This is a genomic window from Tepidicaulis sp. (assembly GCF_965222285.1).
GTDB lineage: Bacteria > Pseudomonadota > Alphaproteobacteria > Parvibaculales > Parvibaculaceae > Tepidicaulis.
The window spans coordinates 3,012,392-3,029,484 of the sequence record NZ_OZ244942.1 but is presented as its reverse complement, the minus strand read 5'-3'; the positions used below and the strand labels follow the sequence as shown (position 1 = coordinate 3,029,484).

The 17,093-nt window shown below is 60.4% G+C and carries 12 protein-coding genes; 6 read left to right on the top strand and 6 right to left on the bottom strand.

What is annotated here, in order from left to right:
* Positions 1-135 precede the first annotated feature (135 nt).
* From ACOQOT_RS14380 to ACOQOT_RS14370, 3 genes are all read left to right on the top strand, one after another.
* Positions 136-1,707, top strand: coding sequence for a fatty acid--CoA ligase (locus tag ACOQOT_RS14380; RefSeq protein ID WP_420559878.1), 1,572 nt, complete (start codon positions 136-138; stop codon positions 1,705-1,707).
* A 129-nt stretch (positions 1,708-1,836) separates the two neighbouring features.
* The gene (locus ACOQOT_RS14375; RefSeq protein ID WP_420559877.1) at positions 1,837-3,702 is read left to right on the top strand and encodes an AMP-binding protein; all 1,866 of its coding nucleotides are present in this window, start codon (positions 1,837-1,839) and stop codon (positions 3,700-3,702) included.
* A gap of 11 nt (positions 3,703-3,713) precedes the next feature.
* Positions 3,714-4,256, top strand: coding sequence for a DUF924 family protein (locus ACOQOT_RS14370; protein ID WP_420559876.1), 543 nt, complete (start codon positions 3,714-3,716; stop codon positions 4,254-4,256).
* Between the two features lie 39 nt (positions 4,257-4,295).
* Here the strand turns inward: ACOQOT_RS14370 and ACOQOT_RS14365 are convergent, their stop codons facing one another.
* The gene (locus ACOQOT_RS14365; protein WP_420559875.1) at positions 4,296-6,515 is read right to left on the bottom strand and encodes a methyl-accepting chemotaxis protein; all 2,220 of its coding nucleotides are present in this window, start codon (positions 6,513-6,515) and stop codon (positions 4,296-4,298) included.
* Between the two features lie 204 nt (positions 6,516-6,719).
* Positions 6,720-8,864 carry a methyl-accepting chemotaxis protein gene (locus ACOQOT_RS14360; RefSeq protein WP_420559874.1) on the bottom strand — a complete coding sequence of 715 codons (2,145 nt, stop codon included), beginning with the start codon at positions 8,862-8,864 and terminating at the stop codon, positions 6,720-6,722.
* Positions 8,865-9,131: 267 nt separating this feature from the next.
* On the opposite strand from ACOQOT_RS14360, the gene ACOQOT_RS14355 reads away from it, so the two are divergent.
* The 3 genes from ACOQOT_RS14355 to ACOQOT_RS14345 all read left to right on the top strand — a co-directional run bounded on the left by ACOQOT_RS14355 (position 9,132) and on the right by ACOQOT_RS14345 (position 12,028).
* The gene (locus tag ACOQOT_RS14355; RefSeq protein ID WP_420559873.1) at positions 9,132-9,338 is read left to right on the top strand and encodes a hypothetical protein; all 207 of its coding nucleotides are present in this window, start codon (positions 9,132-9,134) and stop codon (positions 9,336-9,338) included.
* 115 nt (positions 9,339-9,453) lie between these two features.
* Positions 9,454-10,389: an alpha/beta hydrolase gene (locus tag ACOQOT_RS14350; RefSeq protein ID WP_420559872.1), complete on the top strand. Its 936-nt coding sequence runs from the start codon at positions 9,454-9,456 to the stop codon at positions 10,387-10,389.
* A 49-nt stretch (positions 10,390-10,438) separates the two neighbouring features.
* Complete coding sequence (locus tag ACOQOT_RS14345) at positions 10,439-12,028, top strand: AMP-binding protein (RefSeq protein ID WP_420559871.1); 1,590 nt, start codon at positions 10,439-10,441, stop codon at positions 12,026-12,028.
* 8 nt (positions 12,029-12,036) lie between these two features.
* On the opposite strand, the gene ACOQOT_RS14340 is transcribed toward ACOQOT_RS14345, so the two are convergent.
* From ACOQOT_RS14340 to ACOQOT_RS14325, 4 genes are all read right to left on the bottom strand, one after another.
* The gene (locus tag ACOQOT_RS14340) at positions 12,037-13,704 is read right to left on the bottom strand and encodes an FAD-binding oxidoreductase (RefSeq protein WP_420559870.1); all 1,668 of its coding nucleotides are present in this window, start codon (positions 13,702-13,704) and stop codon (positions 12,037-12,039) included.
* Positions 13,705-13,736: 32 nt separating this feature from the next.
* Entirely contained in the window at positions 13,737-14,690 is a 954-nt protein-coding gene (locus tag ACOQOT_RS14335; RefSeq protein WP_420559869.1) for a diacylglycerol/lipid kinase family protein, read from the bottom strand.
* Positions 14,687-16,333, bottom strand: coding sequence for an FAD-dependent oxidoreductase (locus ACOQOT_RS14330; RefSeq protein WP_420559868.1), 1,647 nt, complete (start codon positions 16,331-16,333; stop codon positions 14,687-14,689). The genes ACOQOT_RS14335 and ACOQOT_RS14330 overlap by 4 nt, the downstream gene beginning before the upstream one ends.
* A gap of 93 nt (positions 16,334-16,426) precedes the next feature.
* Positions 16,427-17,077: a 2-hydroxychromene-2-carboxylate isomerase gene (locus tag ACOQOT_RS14325; RefSeq protein WP_420559867.1), complete on the bottom strand. Its 651-nt coding sequence runs from the start codon at positions 17,075-17,077 to the stop codon at positions 16,427-16,429.
* Positions 17,078-17,093 lie beyond the last annotated feature (16 nt).

The window sequence follows — 17,093 nt, the reverse complement described above, 5'->3', positions numbered from 1 at the left end:
GGCCGGTGAAAATCCGCCATGTGCCTGTTGTCAGCGCGGCGCGCCCCGCTAAACTCACCGGTAAGAAAAAAGCCAGGAGCGGCGGCGATGAACCGGCCGCCCGGCCGCACACAAGAGATGCCGGGGAGGGCAACGATGATCGACTTTGGGGCAATCAAGAATGTTGCCGATATCAGCCGGGCGCAGGCCAAGGCGCGGCCGGACGAAATCGCGCATATTTTCGAGGGAAAGGAAACGAGCTTTAAGGAGCTCGATGCGCGCGCGAGCAAAGTGGCGCAGGGGCTGATCGCGGAAGGTTGCAAGCCGGATGCGCGCATCGGCTTCATGGGCAAGAGCTCGGATGTTTATTTCGAAATGCTGCACGGCGCCTTCAAGGCGAAGGCCGTTGTCGTCGGCGTCAACTGGCGTCTTGCTCCGCCGGAAGTCACTTATGTGCTCAACGATTCCAAAACGGAAATTCTGTTCGTCAGCGACGACTTTTATCCTGTCGTGGAAAAGGTGCTGAAGGACTGCCCGAGCGTGCGCAAGGTGATCGCGCTTGATGGCGGGCATCCGGAATGGGAAGCTTTTGCGGATTGGCGCGACCGGTTCGAGAATAAAGATCCCATGCTGTCTATCGCGCCGGATGACGATGTCATTCAGCTATATACGAGCGGCACGACCGGCCACCCCAAAGGCGTGCAACTCACAGATGCCAATTATATTTCCATTCTGCGCCAGGGCGTGGAGGCAGGCTGGGCGAACTGGCATGAAGGTGAGATCAACCTCGTCTGCATGCCGCTTTTTCATGTGGCCGGCGTCAATGTCGGCCTTCTGGGCAATGCCCATGGCTGCACGAATGTGATTTTGAAGGATGTCGATCCGCAGGAAATTTTGCGACTGATCGAGACCTACAAGATCAACATCGCCTTCATGGTGCCGGCGGTCATTCTTTTCCTGCTGCAGCAGCCCAATATCGGCGATGTGGATGCGTCGAGCGTGCGCCAGGTTCTTTACGGCGCCTCGCCCATCCCCGAAGAAGTGCTGAAAAAAGCGCAGGAGCGGTTCGGCTGCGAATTCGTTCAGCTTTACGGGCTGACGGAGACGGGCGGCGCGGGCACGAACCTGGCGCCGGAAGATCACGATCCGGCGAAAGGCAAGCTGCGCTCCTGCGGCAAACCCAATAAGGGCCTTGAGGTGAAGATCGTCGGCGCTGACGGTAAGGAAGTGAAGACGGGTGACGTCGGCGAGATCATGATCCGCGGCGGCTCGATCATGAAAGGTTATTGGAACCGCCCCGATGCGACGAAAGAAGCGGTGGATGCGGATGGCTGGTTCCGCACGGGCGATGCGGGTTATTTCGACGCAGAAGGTTTCGTCTTCATCCATGACCGGGTGAAAGACATGATCGTCTCTGGCGGGGAGAATATTTATCCCGCCGAAGTCGAAAACGCGCTGTTCGGTCATCCGGCCATTGCCGATGCGGCGGTGGTGGGTGTGCCCGACGATAAATGGGGCGAGGCGGTGAAAGCCATTGTCGTGCTCGAACCCGGCCAGGAGGCAAAGCCGGAAGACATCATCGCCTGGGCGAAGACGCAGATCGCGAGCTACAAGGTGCCCAAATCCATCGATTTCATCGAGGCGTTGCCGCGCAACCCCTCGGGCAAGATCCTGCGGCGGGAGCTGCGCGCACCCTATTGGGAAGGACGCGAGCGCCAGGTGAACTGAACGCTGTTCCGCGGCCCTGAGATTTAAGGCGGGGGCAGAGTCTCCGCCTGCGACATTCCAATAAGAACAAGAAGGCCCTGCCAATGGCAGGAGCGCTTCCCGCTATGCCATTGCAAAAGGAGGAATATCATGAGCCTGGCCGAAGCCGCGCCGCTGCCACCCTTTAAGGAGCTGAAGCAGAAGCCGCCGAAACTGAATATCACGCGGAAGGACGATGGCAGCGTCATCATCGAATCCGCCCACCCGCTCGGCGAGTTCAAGCATGCCGTGCCGCATATTCTCGAAGAGCGCGCGGAGGCGCATGCCGATCGCCCCTTCATTTGCCAGCGCACGCAAGAAGGGCCCTGGCGGCATGTCACGTATGGGCAGGCGAACGAGCTGGCCGACCGCATCGCTTCGGCATTGATTGGTAAAGGCATGGGTCAGGACACGCCGCTCATGATCCTTTCCAGCAATTCCATCGAACATGCGATGATGATGCTGGGCGCGATGAAAGCGCAGGTACCAGTCGCCCCCATCAGCGTGCCTTATTCGCTGATGAGTTCGGATCATTCCAAGCTCAAGCACGTCTTCTCGCTGACCAAGCCGAAAATGATCTTCGCCGATTCCGGCGCGCTTTACGAAAAGGCGCTGAAGGCGCTCGATCTTTCGGGCGTTACGGTCGTGACGATGGACGGGGCGCCGGCGGATCTGTCGCCGCTGACCTATGAGGCGCTCTGTGCCACGCCGGTCTCGGCGGAACTGCGTACGCGCATGGATGGCATCACCCATGACACGGTGGCGAAATATCTGTTCACGTCCGGCTCGACGGGCATGCCCAAAGGTGTGATCCAGACGCAGCGCATGCTTATGGCGCAGCTTGCCGCGCAAGAGGCGATTCGCACGGAAGACCCCGATCCGGAAGACATTCCCGTCAGTCTGGAATGGATGCCCTGGAACCATATTTCCGCGGGCAATATCTCCTTCAACAACAATCTGAACGGCGGCGGCACGGTCTATCTCGATAATGGCAAGCCGGTGCCGGGCATGTTCGATGAAACGATCCGCAATCTGCGGGAAGTGAGCCCGCGCGTTTTCGGCTCCGCGCCCGTTGCTTTTGCGATGCTGGCGGACGCCATGGAGCAGGATGCGGAGCTGCGCAAAAGCTTTTTCCGGAACCTCGAATATATGGGCTATGGCGGGGCGACGCTCTCAAGCGATCTTTACGACCGTATGCAGGCGCTTGCCATCGAGGAGACGGGGCAGCGCATGCCGCTCACGACCATGTATGGGGCAACGGAGACGCAGGGCATTACCGTCGTCCACTGGATCACCGAGCGGGTGGGGCTGATCGGCCTGCCGCTGCCGGGCATGCAGCTCAAACTCGTGCCCAACGGCACGAAGATGGAAGTGCGTGTCAAAGGACCAATGGTGACGCCGGGTTATTTGCGCGATGAAAAGAAAACCGCCGAAGCCTTCGATGAAGACGGGTTTTACAAGCTGGGCGATGCCGCGAAGTTCCTCGATGAAAACCGCCCGGAACTTGGCCTCGTTTTCGATGGCCGCGTAACGGAAGACTTCAAGCTGTCCTCCGGCACCTGGGTGTCGACCGGTACGCTGCGCGCCGATCTTGTCGCGGCCACCTCGCCGCTCGTTCAGGATGCGGTGATTGCCGGGCTCGACAAGCCTTATATCGCGGTGCTTGCCTGGCCGAATATCGAAGCGGCGCGGCGCATTGCCGGGCTGGGGGCGGAAGCAAGCCCCCAGGAGATCGTCTCCGCGTCGGCAGTGGCGGATTATCTGAAGGAGAAAATCGGTGCTCACAACAAAGCGGGTGGCGGGTCGTCCACCCGCGTGCGGCGGATCCATCTGATGCTCGAGCCGCCGTCCATCGACGGCCATGAGATTACGGATAAGGGCTACGTCAACCAGCAGGCGACGCTTTCGCGCCGCGCGGAGCTGGCTGAAAAGCTCTATCAGGACCCCTGTCCTTCGGATGTGATCGAGATCGGTTAAGGGAGCGGCGGATGAGCACGGTCAGCCCGGCGGAAGTCCTTGAATTCTGGCGTGAAGCGGGACCCGAGCGCTGGTTTGCGAAGGACGCAGCCTTCGATGCCGAGATCATCCGCCGGTTTACCGCCGCCCGGGGTGAGGCCTTGAGCGGGGCTTATGACGATTGGGCGGATGAGCCAGAAGGAGCGCTGGCGCTTATCATTCTGCTCGATCAGTTCTCTCGCAATATCTACCGGGACGAGCCGCGCGCCTTCGAGGCCGATGAAAAAGCGCTCCGCCTTGCCCGCGATGCTATCGCCAAGGGGCATGACAAGCAGCTGAGCACACAAGACCGCGTTTGGATCTATATGCCTTTCATGCATGCCGAAAACTTGGGCGTGCAGGAGGAAAGCGTGAAACTCTTCGAAGAGCTGGGGATCGAGAACAATCTTGCCTATGCGATTGCGCACCGGGACGTGATTGCGAAATTCGGCCGCTTTCCGCACCGCAATGCCTTGTTCGGCCGGGAAAGCAGCGCCGAGGAACTGGCCTACCTAAAAGAACATGGCGGGTTTTGAGGCCCGCCATGTCTTTTCCGGTTTTGATTTCCTGATGGATTAAGCCGCGCGCACATCGCGCAGGAAGCTGTCCACGGTCTTTTTCAGCTTGTCCGCCTGACCGGCAAGTTCGCCTGCAGCGGAGAGCACCTGAGACGCGGCACCGGAGGATTCGTGTGCGGCGGAGGTCACGTCCTCGATATTCGTGCTCACCTCATCGGAGGATTTCGCCGCTTCCTCGACGCTGTCCATGATGCGCGTCGTTGCGTCTTGCTGGCTGGTGACGGAGTCGGAAATCACATGGGAGATTTCGTTCCGCTTGCTGTTCGTTTCCGTCACGCGGCGGATGGCGCCGACGGCCTCGTCGGTGGAGTTCTGAATACCTGCGATCTGCTGGCCGATCTGCTCCGTGGCGCTTGCGGTCTGGGTCGCAAGCTCCTTCACCTCGGCGGCAACGACGGCAAAGCCCCGGCCTGCCTCACCGGCGCGCGCTGCCTCGATCGTGGCGTTGAGCGCCAAAAGATTCGTCTGCGCGGCGATGTCCTGGATGAGCGTGATCACTTCACCGATCTGGCGGGCGGCTTCCGAGAGGCCTTCGATTTTAGCGTTCGCGGTATTGGTCGCTTCCGTTGCCTCTTCGCCCACCGTGTTCGATTCGTTCACCTGGCCGCGGATCTGGTCGATGGAGGCGGAAAGCTCTTTTGCCGCTTCCGTCACCATCTGCACGTTGGAGGCAGCGCGCTGGGAAGCGCTGGTAACGGCGGAAGATTTCTGCGTCGTAACATCCGCCACTTCTGACATGGTGTTGGCGGTATTCTCCATTTCGGTGGCCGCGGCGGCGACGGCGCCCAGCATCTCGCCCATGGCTTTGTCGAAGTCGCCGATCATCTGTTCGATGGCGCGGGCGCGGGCTTCTTTTTCCTGCTGCTCCTGCTTCTGGCGCTCTTCCAGTTCCATGCGCTCGATGGCATTGTCGCGGAAGATCTGAACGGCATCCGTCATATCGCCGATCTCGTCGGCCTGATCGAGGCCGCTGAGGTCGATATTCGTTTCGCCTTTGGCCAAATCGCCCATGGCCGAGGTGAGCTTGGAGAGGCGTTTCGTAATGCCGCGCGAGACGAAGAAACCGGCCCCGGCGACAAGCACCAGCATGATGGCGGCGACACCGGCCATGACGTTGCGCATGGCGGCGACCGGCGCGTTGATCTCGTCGAGCGAGGTCTGCACCAGAAGCGCCCAGCGCGCATAGCTGTAGGAGACGGGTGTCGCAATGGTCACGGCGTCATAACCGAGATGGCTTTCCTGCATGCCGTTGAAGGGCTGCTCGTCGATAATGGCGGCATCGATGGCATCGCCCGTCACTTCCCGGCGCAGGCGCGTTGCTTCTTCCGTCAGGCGCGAATTATTACGCATCAGGTAATCTTCGCCGATAAGCAAGACTTCGCCGGTCTCACCGAGGCCCGTTTCCTCGCCCAGAATCTGATCGAGCACGTCGGTTGGAATGCGGAAGGCGAGGACACCGATCTTTTCATCGCGGCTGGAAAAGACCGGCGCGGCGACGAAAGACGCAGGCTCCCCGTCAATCGCCTTGTAAGAGGCGAAATCCATGAACGCGATTTCCGAATCGTCAATAGCGCCAAGGGCGATGTCGACCACCGTCGCAATGTCCGTGTTGCGGAACTCACTGTCGAGCCCGATCATCTGCGCGCCGAAATCACCGGCTTTGTCGACGGAGTAGATCATGGTGCCGTTGATGTCGAACAGCATCACATCGCTATAACCGCGCTTTTCGGCAAAGTCGCGGAAAGAAGCATGATAGGAGCGGTGCGTGCGGGCATAAAAAGTGCGCTCGCCCTCGCCGTCAGATTCGCGCGAGGTGTAGACGCCGCGGGTAATGTCGCGGGCATCGTCCCCCATGAAGGTCCAGGCGCGGGTGAATTGCGAGATTGCCTCGCGGACCATGGGCGTTGCGGCCATGAAGCGGACATCTTGCTCGATGCCGCCGAGATAGCGGGTGACGGCGACCTTGCGGTCGAGAAGGATGGATTCGAGGCGGGCCTGGGTCGACTCTTCTGCGTTGCGGGCCGCTTCCAGATAACTCGAAACCCCGATGCCGAGCGCCAGCAGGAAGGCGGCAGAAACGATGATCGCTGGAATTTTCTGCGCGATCGTCAGTGTCGGCATCTTATCTTTCAGTGCGCCGAAAGGGGTGAGCGCGGATGAGGGTGCACCTGCCGGAATTTTCGGGAGTTTCTGCAAGAACGATAGATTGAAACGCATGGAAATCTGTCCCCGTCTTCGCCGCCGGCCGCCCCGCCTGGCGAAAAACTTTTGCTTTTGGCCCGTTTCAGGCCCCTTTTGCTGCCACTATCATTTTACGGACGCTCTAAACATTCCCTTAAAATGACGCGGATGTGACAATTTGCCGGAACTGAAAAGGCCCGGACGAGCCGGGCCTTTCCTGGTGTTTATGTTTCTCTGCGATCAGGCGCTGCGCACTTCGCGCAGGAACTTGTCGACAGAAGATTTCAGCTTGTCGGACTGACCGGCAAGCTCGCCCGCCGCCGACAGAACCTGGCCTGCTGCGCCCGAAGATTCGTTCGCAGCTACGGTGACTTCCGCAATGTTCTGCGCCACTTCGTCGGAGGAGTGAGCTGCTTCCTGCACGTTGCGGGAAATTTCAACCGTCGCCGACTGCTGCTGCTCGACGGAGCTGGCAATCGTCTGAGCGATTTCGCGCATTTCGCTGACCGTGGTCGTGACCTCGCGGATGGCATCGACCGCATCGCTGGTCGAGGTCTGGACGGAGCCGATCTGCTGGCTGATTTCCTCGGTGGCCTTGGCCGTCTGATTGGCCAGCTCCTTCACCTCGGAGGCAACCACGGCAAAGCCCTTGCCTGCTTCGCCCGCGCGTGCCGCCTCGATGGTGGCGTTGAGGGCAAGCAGGTTCGTCTGCTCGGCAATGTCCTGAATAAGCGTGACGACTTCGCCGATCTGGCGTGCCGCTTCCGAAAGGCCTTCGATCTTCGTGTTGGCGGAGTTGGCCGTGTTGGCCGCGCGTTCGCCCACGGAGTTCGACTGCAGCACCTGGCGGCGGATTTCCTCGATGGCGGCCGAGAGCTGTTCGGCGGCGCTCGCCACGGTCTGCACGTTGGCGCTGGCTTCCTCGGAAGCGGCGGCTACGGCGCCGGCCTTGGCATTGGCGGTATCGGCGGTGGAGGTCATGGCATGGGCCGTGTTTTCCATCTCCGTTGCCGCAGCGCTGACGGCGCCTAGCATTTGCGCGGTCGAGGTTTCGAAATCGGCAATCAGCTTGTCGATATTCTTGGCTCTGGCTTCTTTCGCCGCTTCCTCGCGCTTGTTCTCTTCTTCCAGCTCCGCGCGTTCGATGGCGTTATTGCGGAAGATTTCGACGGCTTTCGACATGTCGCCGATTTCATCGCCTCTGTCGAGGCCGCTCATGTCGATATTCGTATTGCCTTCGGCAAGCTCGCTCATGCCATGGGTCAGGCGCGAGATGGGGGCGGTAATGTCGCGCGAGGCGAATACCCCGGCGCCGGCCACGGCAATGACGAGCACCAGCGCGGTGCCGAGCATGATCCAGCGCATGGAAGCGAGATCGGCATAGGCTTCATCCGTGCTGATCTGCGCGACGATGGCGTAAGGCACGCCCTGGAAGGTGAAGGGCACGGCGAATGTTTCGGCCGTCATGCCGCGCAGATTTTCATCCGTGCTCATGGAGGGCTTGCCCGCTTCCAGCGCCGTTTTGACGGCATCGGCTGCAAGTTCAGCTTTCAGCGTCGTGGGCTCGCTGGAAAAGCGCGAATCGTTGCGCAGCTTGTAGTCCTGGCCGACCAGCAGGGTTTCGCCCGTCTCGCCGAGGCCAAGCGCGATATTCATCTGGCGGTTGATCTTGTCCACGGGAAGCTGGAAGACGAGGACGCCCGTCTTGCGGCCCGCACGGTCGACAACCGGGGTGGCGATGAAGCTGTTCGGGCTGTCGGCGGACGGTGCGTAATGGGTGAAGTCCTGATAGGCGATGTCGCCTTTTTCGGCGGCCATGGCGGCTTCATAGACGCTGCGCAGCGCGGTGTCTTTCCACTGCCCGTTCACAACGTTGGTGCCGAAATCGCTTTCCTTGGAAACCGAGTAAACGACGACGCCGTTCGGGTCGATCAGGAAAATGTCGTGATAGCCGCGTTCGTCGAGGAAGGTACGGAACCAGGGGTGATACTGCTCGTGGACGACGCCGTAATATTCGTTGCCGTCGATGGTCACGAGATCCTTGCGGTTCGCTTCCGGGTTCTCGTCGATATAGAGGCGCTGCAGCTCTGCGGTTACATCGTCGCGGAATTCTTCCGAAGACCGGTTGAATTCATAGGACGCTTCCATCACCAGCGGGTTGGCGGCGAGGGAGTTCATGTCCTCTTCCACCGAGCCGAGATAGGCTTCGAAAGACGCTTTACGCGCTTCCAGGACCGCGAAGAATTTCGTCTGGATCTGCTCATGCACGGCCGATGATGCCTGCATATAGCTCATCAGGCCAATGCCGATCCCCATAACGGCGGCAGCCAGAACGATAATCGCCGGTACTTTCCGGCTGATTTGAATGTTGGAGAGCCAGTTCATAATCGCCTCATTCCTCCTCAGCTGCCGAATTCCCCATGCGCACAAATGCTCGGCAGACGCGCCAAAGAGTGAGGTGAAGCGTCTAATATTTACTTAAGTCGGGGGTTTTTCTTTCACATTGCGGCAAAAACGGGCGGGCGGCGGCAGAAATTGCCGCTGGGTTTTTAGGGTAATGGAGAAAGTTTGTTTGTTTTCAATGGGTTGAGTTTCAGGTGCGGCTGGCCCCGCTTTTGCTTTCTGTTAAGCATGCTCTTAATGGGGGTAAAAATGCTGCATCAGGAAGATCTCAACCGCCTCGCCGCTTTCATGCTCAACCAGCATGGCAGCCGCGCCATCGATTATGCCGAAAGCGCCATGGCGCAGCTCCTTTTAATGGGAGAAGAGCGCCGGGCCGATGCCTGGCGGCTGGTGGGTATCGTCGTGCGGGACATGCTCGAAGGGCGCATTACGCGGGACGGCCACGCTATTCATTAATGCGTAGCGGCGCGCGCGCCGGAATTGAAAACGCGCCGCCGCAATCCGGGCTGGCTCCAGGCCCCTTCCGCCGGTAAAAAGAAAGCAATAACAACAACCGGCTTTGGGAGGCGCAATGACCCTGGATCCCCAGGCGAAGGCCATTCTTGATCAATTGGCTGCGGCGGAAGGCCCGGCTCTTTACGATTTGCCGCCGGACGAGGCGCGCCGGACCTATGAGGCCATGGCGCAGGTCTTCGACACGGTGGATATTCCCATCGGCTCCACTTCCGATCAATTGATCAAAGGGCCGGCTTCCGACATTCCCGTGCGCATCTATACGCCGATCGCCACGGGCGGGGCGCTTCCCATTCTGGTTTATTTCCATGGCGGAGGCTGGGTCATCGGCAATATCGCCACCCATGACAAGCTTTGCCGGGCGCTGGCCAATGAAGCCCATTGCATCGTTCTTTCCGTCGATTATCGCCTCGCGCCCGAAGCGCCGTTTCCCGCGGCGGTGGATGATTGTTATGCCGCGCTTGAATGGGCGGAAAAGAATGCCAGCGAGATCGGCGGGGACGCGAACCGGATTGCGGTGGGCGGGGATTCGGCCGGCGGCAATCTCGCCGCCGTTCTGGCGCTCAAAGCGCGCAATGAGAAGGGTCCGGAAATCAGCTTTCAGCTCCTTATCTATCCTGTCACCGACGCGCGCATGGATACCGGCTCTTACCGCGCCTTCGGGGAAGGGCATCTGCTTGAAGCGCGGACCATGGCCTGGTTCTTCGATCAATATGCGCCCGAAGGTCTCGACCGGGAGCAGCCGTACCTTTCGCCGCTGCGCGCCAAAACGCTGAAAAACCTGCCGCCTGCCTATGTGGTGACGGCCGGATATGATGTGCTGCGCGATGAAGGCAAGGCCTATGCCGATGCGCTGCGCGAGGCGGGCGTCGAAGTTACCCATGTCAATTATGAGGGCATGGTGCACGGCTTCTTCAATATGCAGGCCGTGCTCGATACGGCCAGAACGGCCATCAAAGACGCGGCAAAGGCGATGGAAAAAGCGCTGGCTTGACCCCGCGCTGTCCTGCCTTGCCACTACTGTCACTATCTGGGGAGAAAACATGAGTGTCTTGCGTACGCCGGGCGTGCATCCCTTCGCCCATTTCGATGTGCCGCATCTTCTCGATACCCATGCGCGCAATTGGGCTGCTCATCCTTTTTTGATCTGGGAACCTTTCGAAGGGGAGGGGCGGACATGGACCTATGCCGAATTTGCAGATAGCGCGCGGCAGATCGCGGCAGGCCTTAAAAAGCGCGGCGTGAAAGCGGGCGAGCGCGTGCTCATCCATCTCGACAATTGCCCGGAAAGCCTTCTTGCCTGGTATGCCTGCGCGCATCTGGGCGCCGTGGCGGTGACGACCAATGCGCGCTCGGTGGCCGATGACCTGACCTATTTCGCTTCCCATGCAGAAGCGGTCGGCGCGATCACGCAGCCGCGCTTTGCCGCGCTCGTCAAAGAGGCCTGCCCCGATCTCAAATGGCTCGCGGTGACGGAAAGCGACAATGGCGCGGAGCCCGAAGCCGGTACCGCGCCCGCGCGGGAAGAAAGCTTCGAGGCGCTTTACGGCGAGGCGGCGGAGGCGCCGCTGCGCGCCCCCGATCCCATGGCCCCTGTCGGCATTCAATATACGTCGGGCACCACCTCGCGCCCGAAAGGGGTGGTCTGGACCCATGCCAATGCGCTCTGGGGCGGCAAGGTCTGCGCCATGCACGAAGATTTGCGCCCCGAAGATGTGCATCTGACCTATTTGCCGCTTTTCCATACGAATGCGCAATCCTATTCGGTGCTAGCCGCGCTCTGGGTGGGGGCGAGTGTCGTCGTGCAGCCGCGCTTTTCCGCCTCCCGTTTTTGGCCGGTCTCGCTCAAGCATGGCTGTACCTGGACGTCCATGGTGCCGTTCTGCCTGAAAGCACTGGTGGAGCAAAAAGTGCCTGCCAATCATTCCTACCGGCTGTGGGGGAACGGCGTTGCCGCCCCGCCCACCGACGATCATTTCGGCGTCAAGACCATGGGCTGGTGGGGGATGACCGAGACGATCACCCATGGCATCGTCTCGGACCCGCATTTCGATGCGCCCTCTATGGTGATCGGCAAGCCTTCGCCCGCCTATGAAATCGCCATTACCCGCGATGACGGCACGCCCGTGGCGCCCGGCGAGACGGGGCATCTTCTTATTCGCGGGATAAGAGGCGTTTCGCTCTTTCTGGAATATCTCAACAATCCGGAAGCGACGGCGGCGAGCTTCGATGAGGAAGGCTTCTTCATCACCGGCGACCGCGTGACGCTGCGCGAGGACGGCTATATTTCCTTTGCCGACCGGGACAAGGACATGCTGAAAGTCGGCGGGGAAAATGTCGCCGCTTCCGAGATCGAACGCGTCATCATGAGCGTGCCCGGCATTGCCGAATGCGCGGTGGTGGCGAAATCCGACCGGATGCTGGACGAGGTGCCCGTCGCCTTCCTGCTTGTACCGGGCGGCGAAGCGGCAGCGCCCGCTTCCCTCAAAGACGATGTCATGGCGGCCTGCAAGAAGGGCCTGGCCGATTTCAAGCAGCCGCGCGAGCTGCGCATTGTGGATGAGCTGCCCCGCTCGACGCTGGAAAAAATCGCCAAGGCGGAGCTACGTAAGATCCTGGATGCGGATGGCTGAGCGGCCGTTTAAGTGAGCAGCTTACCGGGGTTGAGAATACCGTCCGGGTCGCATTCGGCTTTCAGCGTTTTGAGAAGCTGGTAGCCTTGCGGGCCTTTTTCCTCGGCAAGCCAGGGCGCGTGGTCGGTGCCGACACCGTGGTGGTGCGAGATGGTGCCGCCGCCCGCCAGAATGGCATCGCTTGCCGCCCGCTTGATCGCCAGCCACTGGCCGACCTCGTCATCGAGTTTGCGCGGGAAGAGGAAGGTGAAATAAAGGCTCGCGCCATCGGGATAGGAATGGCTGACATGGGCCATGACGATGCCGCGCTCGCCGGGCTCCGGCGCATTGGCGCCGATGGCTTCTTCGATGGCGTTCGTCACTTTTTCATGCAGCGGAAGCATGTTCGCCCAATTCGTCGAGGTTTCGAGCGTGTCGATGCCGAGCCCGTGATCCATCATCGGATCGCGCATATGAGGCGAGTGGAAACGGCCCTGATACCATTTTTTGCCTGCGCCGGTGCCGATGGCCGTCGCGCCATAGCGCTCGGCAATGGCGGATGTGCGGGTGCGCGCGTATGAAACGCTTTCCTTATCTCCCTCAAGACCTACCAGCATGAGGCAGGGGGCGGTGAGGCCCTTGGACTTCAGATAAAGCGATTGCAGTTTGGCTTTAAGGCCGCTGCCCGAACCGCCGCTGGCCGCCTGAAAGAAATAGGTTTCCGGCGCATCCGAGAGGCGCACCATGGCGACGGGAATGTCTGCATGATTGATGGCGCGCACGGCTTTCACGCCGCTGGCAAAATCCTTGAAGAGATAGCCCCGGTAGTCTTTTTCTTCCGGCACTTCGTGAATTTTGACCGTTGCCTCGCAAATGATGCCGAGCGTGCCTTCGGAGCCTGCGACAAGCTGGTTGAGATTGGGGCCGGCGGCGGAGGCCGGCGTGCTTTCGGTTTTCCAGATGCCTTTCGGTGTGACGAGCACTGCCGAGACCAGCCATTTTTCCGCTTTCCCGTAGCGGTTCGATTGCTGGCCCGCGCCGCGCGCGGCAATCCAGCCGCCCAGCGTCGAAAACTCGAAGCTTTGCGGGAAATGGCTCAGCGTCACACCATGTTCGTTCAGCGCTTTTTCAAGCTCCGGCCCGTAAATGCCGGCCTGCAACGTGGCGGTCATGGACTTCTTGTCGATTTTCAAAACCCGGTTCATCAGCGTCATGTCGAGCGTGATGACGGCGCGGTCCAGCGCCCCGCTTTGCGCATTGACGCCGCCCACGACACTCGAGCCGCCGCCGTAAGGCACAAGCGCAATGTCGTTCTTCAGGCAATATTTCAGAACGAGTTCCACCTCATCGATGGAACGGGGATAGACAACCGCGTCGGGCGCGACTTCCAGCTTACCCGCGCGCACGTAAAGAAGATCGTGATAGCTCTTGCCGCGCGCGTGAAAGGCGCGTTCATAATCATCGTCGCGCACCTGGTTGTTGCCGACGATTTCCTTCAGCCGGGCAATGGTATCGGCATTGAGGCGGCTTTTCGGCAGCACCACATCGGTAAAACGCTTGGCCGGGGTGGAGGGAAGGGCGCGCATGCCGAGGGCCGCGCGGATGAACTCCCATTGCGCCGCGCCTTCGGGCAGCGGATTTTCCTGATCGGCCTTCCCCCAGCCGTTCCAGCGCAATGATTGGCGGTCGATGGTCATGAGCGTGTCCTTTGGCAGGTCTGGTGGCGGGTCTAGCGGAACAGGTTGAGCGCAGCGGGCAATATCTCGAAACGCGCGGGCAGGCGTCCCGGCGCCTCCCCGTCAATATCGAGCAGAACGATCTCGTTTTCCTCCGCCGGGCGGGCTTCGAGCACTTTGGCCTGAAGGCTCGTTACTTTCGGATTGGCAAGGTGGGTGCCCTCATAAAGCGAGCCGGAAGAAGAAAACATGTCTTTGAATGTCGTGTCGCACATCATGACGATGTCGAAGAGCCCGTCATCGGGCACGGCGTGCGGGGCCATCATCATGCCGCCGCCGAAAAAGCGGCCATTGGCAACGGCAAGCGTGCTGATGTTTCGTATCTCGTCAAAACCGCCATCCGTCGTTACGCGCACCGCTTGCGGACGGTAGGTGAGGACGGTTTTCAGTGTGCCCCAGAAAAATGCGAACTTGCCGCCGAGGAGTTTCGACACTCCGGCTTTGTTGACCGCTCGGTCGACGGCGCCGGAAAGGCCGAAGCTTGCGATATTGTCGAAATAGCGCGCCGTCTCGCGCCCGTCTTCGGCAATGAAGGTCAGCTTGCCGATATCGATGGGAGACGCTTCGGCTTTTCCAAGTTTTTCGATGGCTTCGTCCAGCGTGCCGTCATAGCCGAATGTCTTGCGGAAATCCCCGCCTGTGCCGGTGTTCAGAAAGGTAAAGGCGGCCTCGGGGTTGATCGGTTTTCCTTCTTCGAAAAACCCGTTCACCACTTCATTGATCGTGCCGTCCCCGCCCACGGCAATGACAAGATCCGCGCCATCTTTAAGCGCTTTGGCGGTGGGGCCGGCGGCGGGCAAATGATGCGGTGTTGCCGCGCCCTCGGTCATGTACGTGGTGATGGGGCCGAGCGCGCGGGTCAGCTTTTTTTCAATCGCCGGCCAGGCGCGGCCCGTTTTGCCGCCGCCTGAATAAGGATTGACGATAGCTGCGATCTTGCGCGTCATGCGGTGCCGTTCGGTTTCGTGCTGAAATAACGGGAAAGGCGGGCGATTTCCTCCTCGCGCCGGGCGCCGTCCCAGCCAAGTTCTTCGGCCATAAGATCCGCGGCCTTGCCGATCAATTGCGGGCTCGGGCGGCCCAGCGTGCCGATGCCGGAGCGGCGCATCAGCGCATCATCGAGATGAAGCGCCATTTCATTGCGCACTGCGTTGATGATTTGCGCGCCGATATCCGGGCTTTGATCGTCCAGCCTCTCCTCAAGCTTCGGCTCGGTTCCCGCAAGCTCCAGAATGTCGTCCATGCGCGCGCCGTGGAAATGGCCAAGATTGTCGATGATATCCGGCGCATAGCGCTGATGGCGCTGCTTTGCTTCATCGAGGAAGGGGCGGAAGCGCTTGATGGCGCCGCCATAAAGGGGGGTGCTTTCGGTGGCGCAAGGCTTCAGTTTGCGGCCGAGTTTTTTCGCCGCCTTGTCGACGACTTCTTCGGCGAGATTGCGCGAGGTCGTCCACTTGCCGCCGAGCGCCGAGAGGAGCCCGTCAATGCCGTGCTTTTCGCCATGGTCGAAGACTTCCGCCTCGCGGCTCGCATTATAAGAATCTTTTGTGCCTTCTTCCGGCGTCTCGTCGATGAGCGGGCGCAGGCCCACGTAAAAGTGCTGCACGTCTTTGCGTGTCAGGCCGAGGCCCGGCAAGCCGTCATTCACGACGAGGAGGAACTTTTCGATGTCTTCTTCCGTCACGCCCATCGCATCGGGCTCATGAGAAAAGACCGTGTCCGTCGTGCCGATGATCGTATGGCCGCGCCAGGGAATGACGAAGAAGTGCCCGCCGATTTCGGATTTGACGGCCAGCGCCGTTTCGCCGGAAAGCTGGCGCGTGATGACGTGAATGCCTTTGGAGCGGATGAGCTGGCGGGGCGGGTTTTCTTCCGCAAGCCCCATCAGCTTGTCGGCCCAGGGCCCGCTTGCATTGACGGTGAGCGCACCGCGGATTTCATGTTCCTTGCCGCTTTCCCGGTCTTTGACGCGTACGCCCTCGATGCGCTTGCCATTGCCGCCCGTGCTTTCCAGAAAGCCGGTCACCTCGGCATAGTTGGCCGCATCGGCACCCTGTTCGGCTGCCCCCAGAATGAATTCGAGGCAGAGCCGCTCGGGCGCGAACATCTGGCAGTCGTAGTAAATCTTGCCGCCGGTCAGCCCTTCTTTCTTGAGGCTCGGCATGATCTCCAGCGCTTCCTCGCGCGAGACGGTTTTATAGCCCGGCAGTTTCTTGTCAGGGTCCTCTAGCCGGTTGCGGTCATAAGAAAGTAGATCATAGAAGGTGAGGCCCACCGACATGATGAGCTTGCCGCTCATGCCCTGGCCGTAAGTCGGAAGCAGGAAGGGCAGGGGAAAGACCATATGCGGGGCGATCATTTCCCAGATGCGCCGCTCGCGCAGGCTCTCGCGCACCAGCGCAAGTTCGCCGTTCTGCAAGTAGCGCAGGCCCCCATGAATGAGCTTGGAGGAACCGGAGGTCGTGCCGTGGGCGAAGTCTTCCTTTTCCAGGAGGGCGACTTTCAGCCCCCGGAGCGCCGCATCCCAGGCGATGGAGGCACCCGATATCCCCCCGCCCACGATCACCAGGTCGTAGGCGGTCCTGCTCATGGCCTCCAAATCGCGTTTCATCTATTCCTCTGTCTGACAGTATCAAAGGCGGGAGAATGCCGCTCCCCCCGCCTGCTTTCAAGGGCGCTGCGCCTAGCTGCGCTTCTTTAGGCCTTTTTGTTCCATGCGCCAGATGAGATGGGAGATGCGGTCCTGGCCGAAAAAAGGCTCGCCTTCGAACACCATGAGCGGGACGCCCCAATGGCCGCCCTCTTTCTGGGCGGCTTCGTTCTCGGCAATGGTTTTTTCGTAGTGATCCGGGTCTTTTTCGATCAAGGCATCGAGCTCGGCAAGATCGAGCCCGGCGCGGGCGGCCGCTTCCTGGAGATGCGTGCCCTCGTTCCAGCCTTTGACGCCGCCGAAAATGATCTGGCTCACCTCATAAAGGAAAGGCATGCCCCTGCCTTTTTCCGCCGCCGCCACGCCAAGGCGCGTGAGGCGGGAGATATAGGGCTGATCCTCGGGCACCTCGCCCGATTTGATGTCCATGACGATGGGGTCCGGGCTCGGCCAGGCGTAAGGCAGGCCCTCCATTTCGGCGATGCGCACCGTGTCTTTCAGGAGATAGGGCGGCCAGAGCGGGTTCACCTGCTTGAAAAAGCCCTTGATGCGCACGGCAATGGGATAGACCGGGCGGACATTGATTTTGACGTCGTATTCTTCTTGAAGGGCGGCAAGGCGGGGGGTCGCCAGATAGGAATAGGGGGAGCGGAATGACCAGAAAAGGTCGAATTCGAGCGTCATTTGAGGGCCTCCCAGC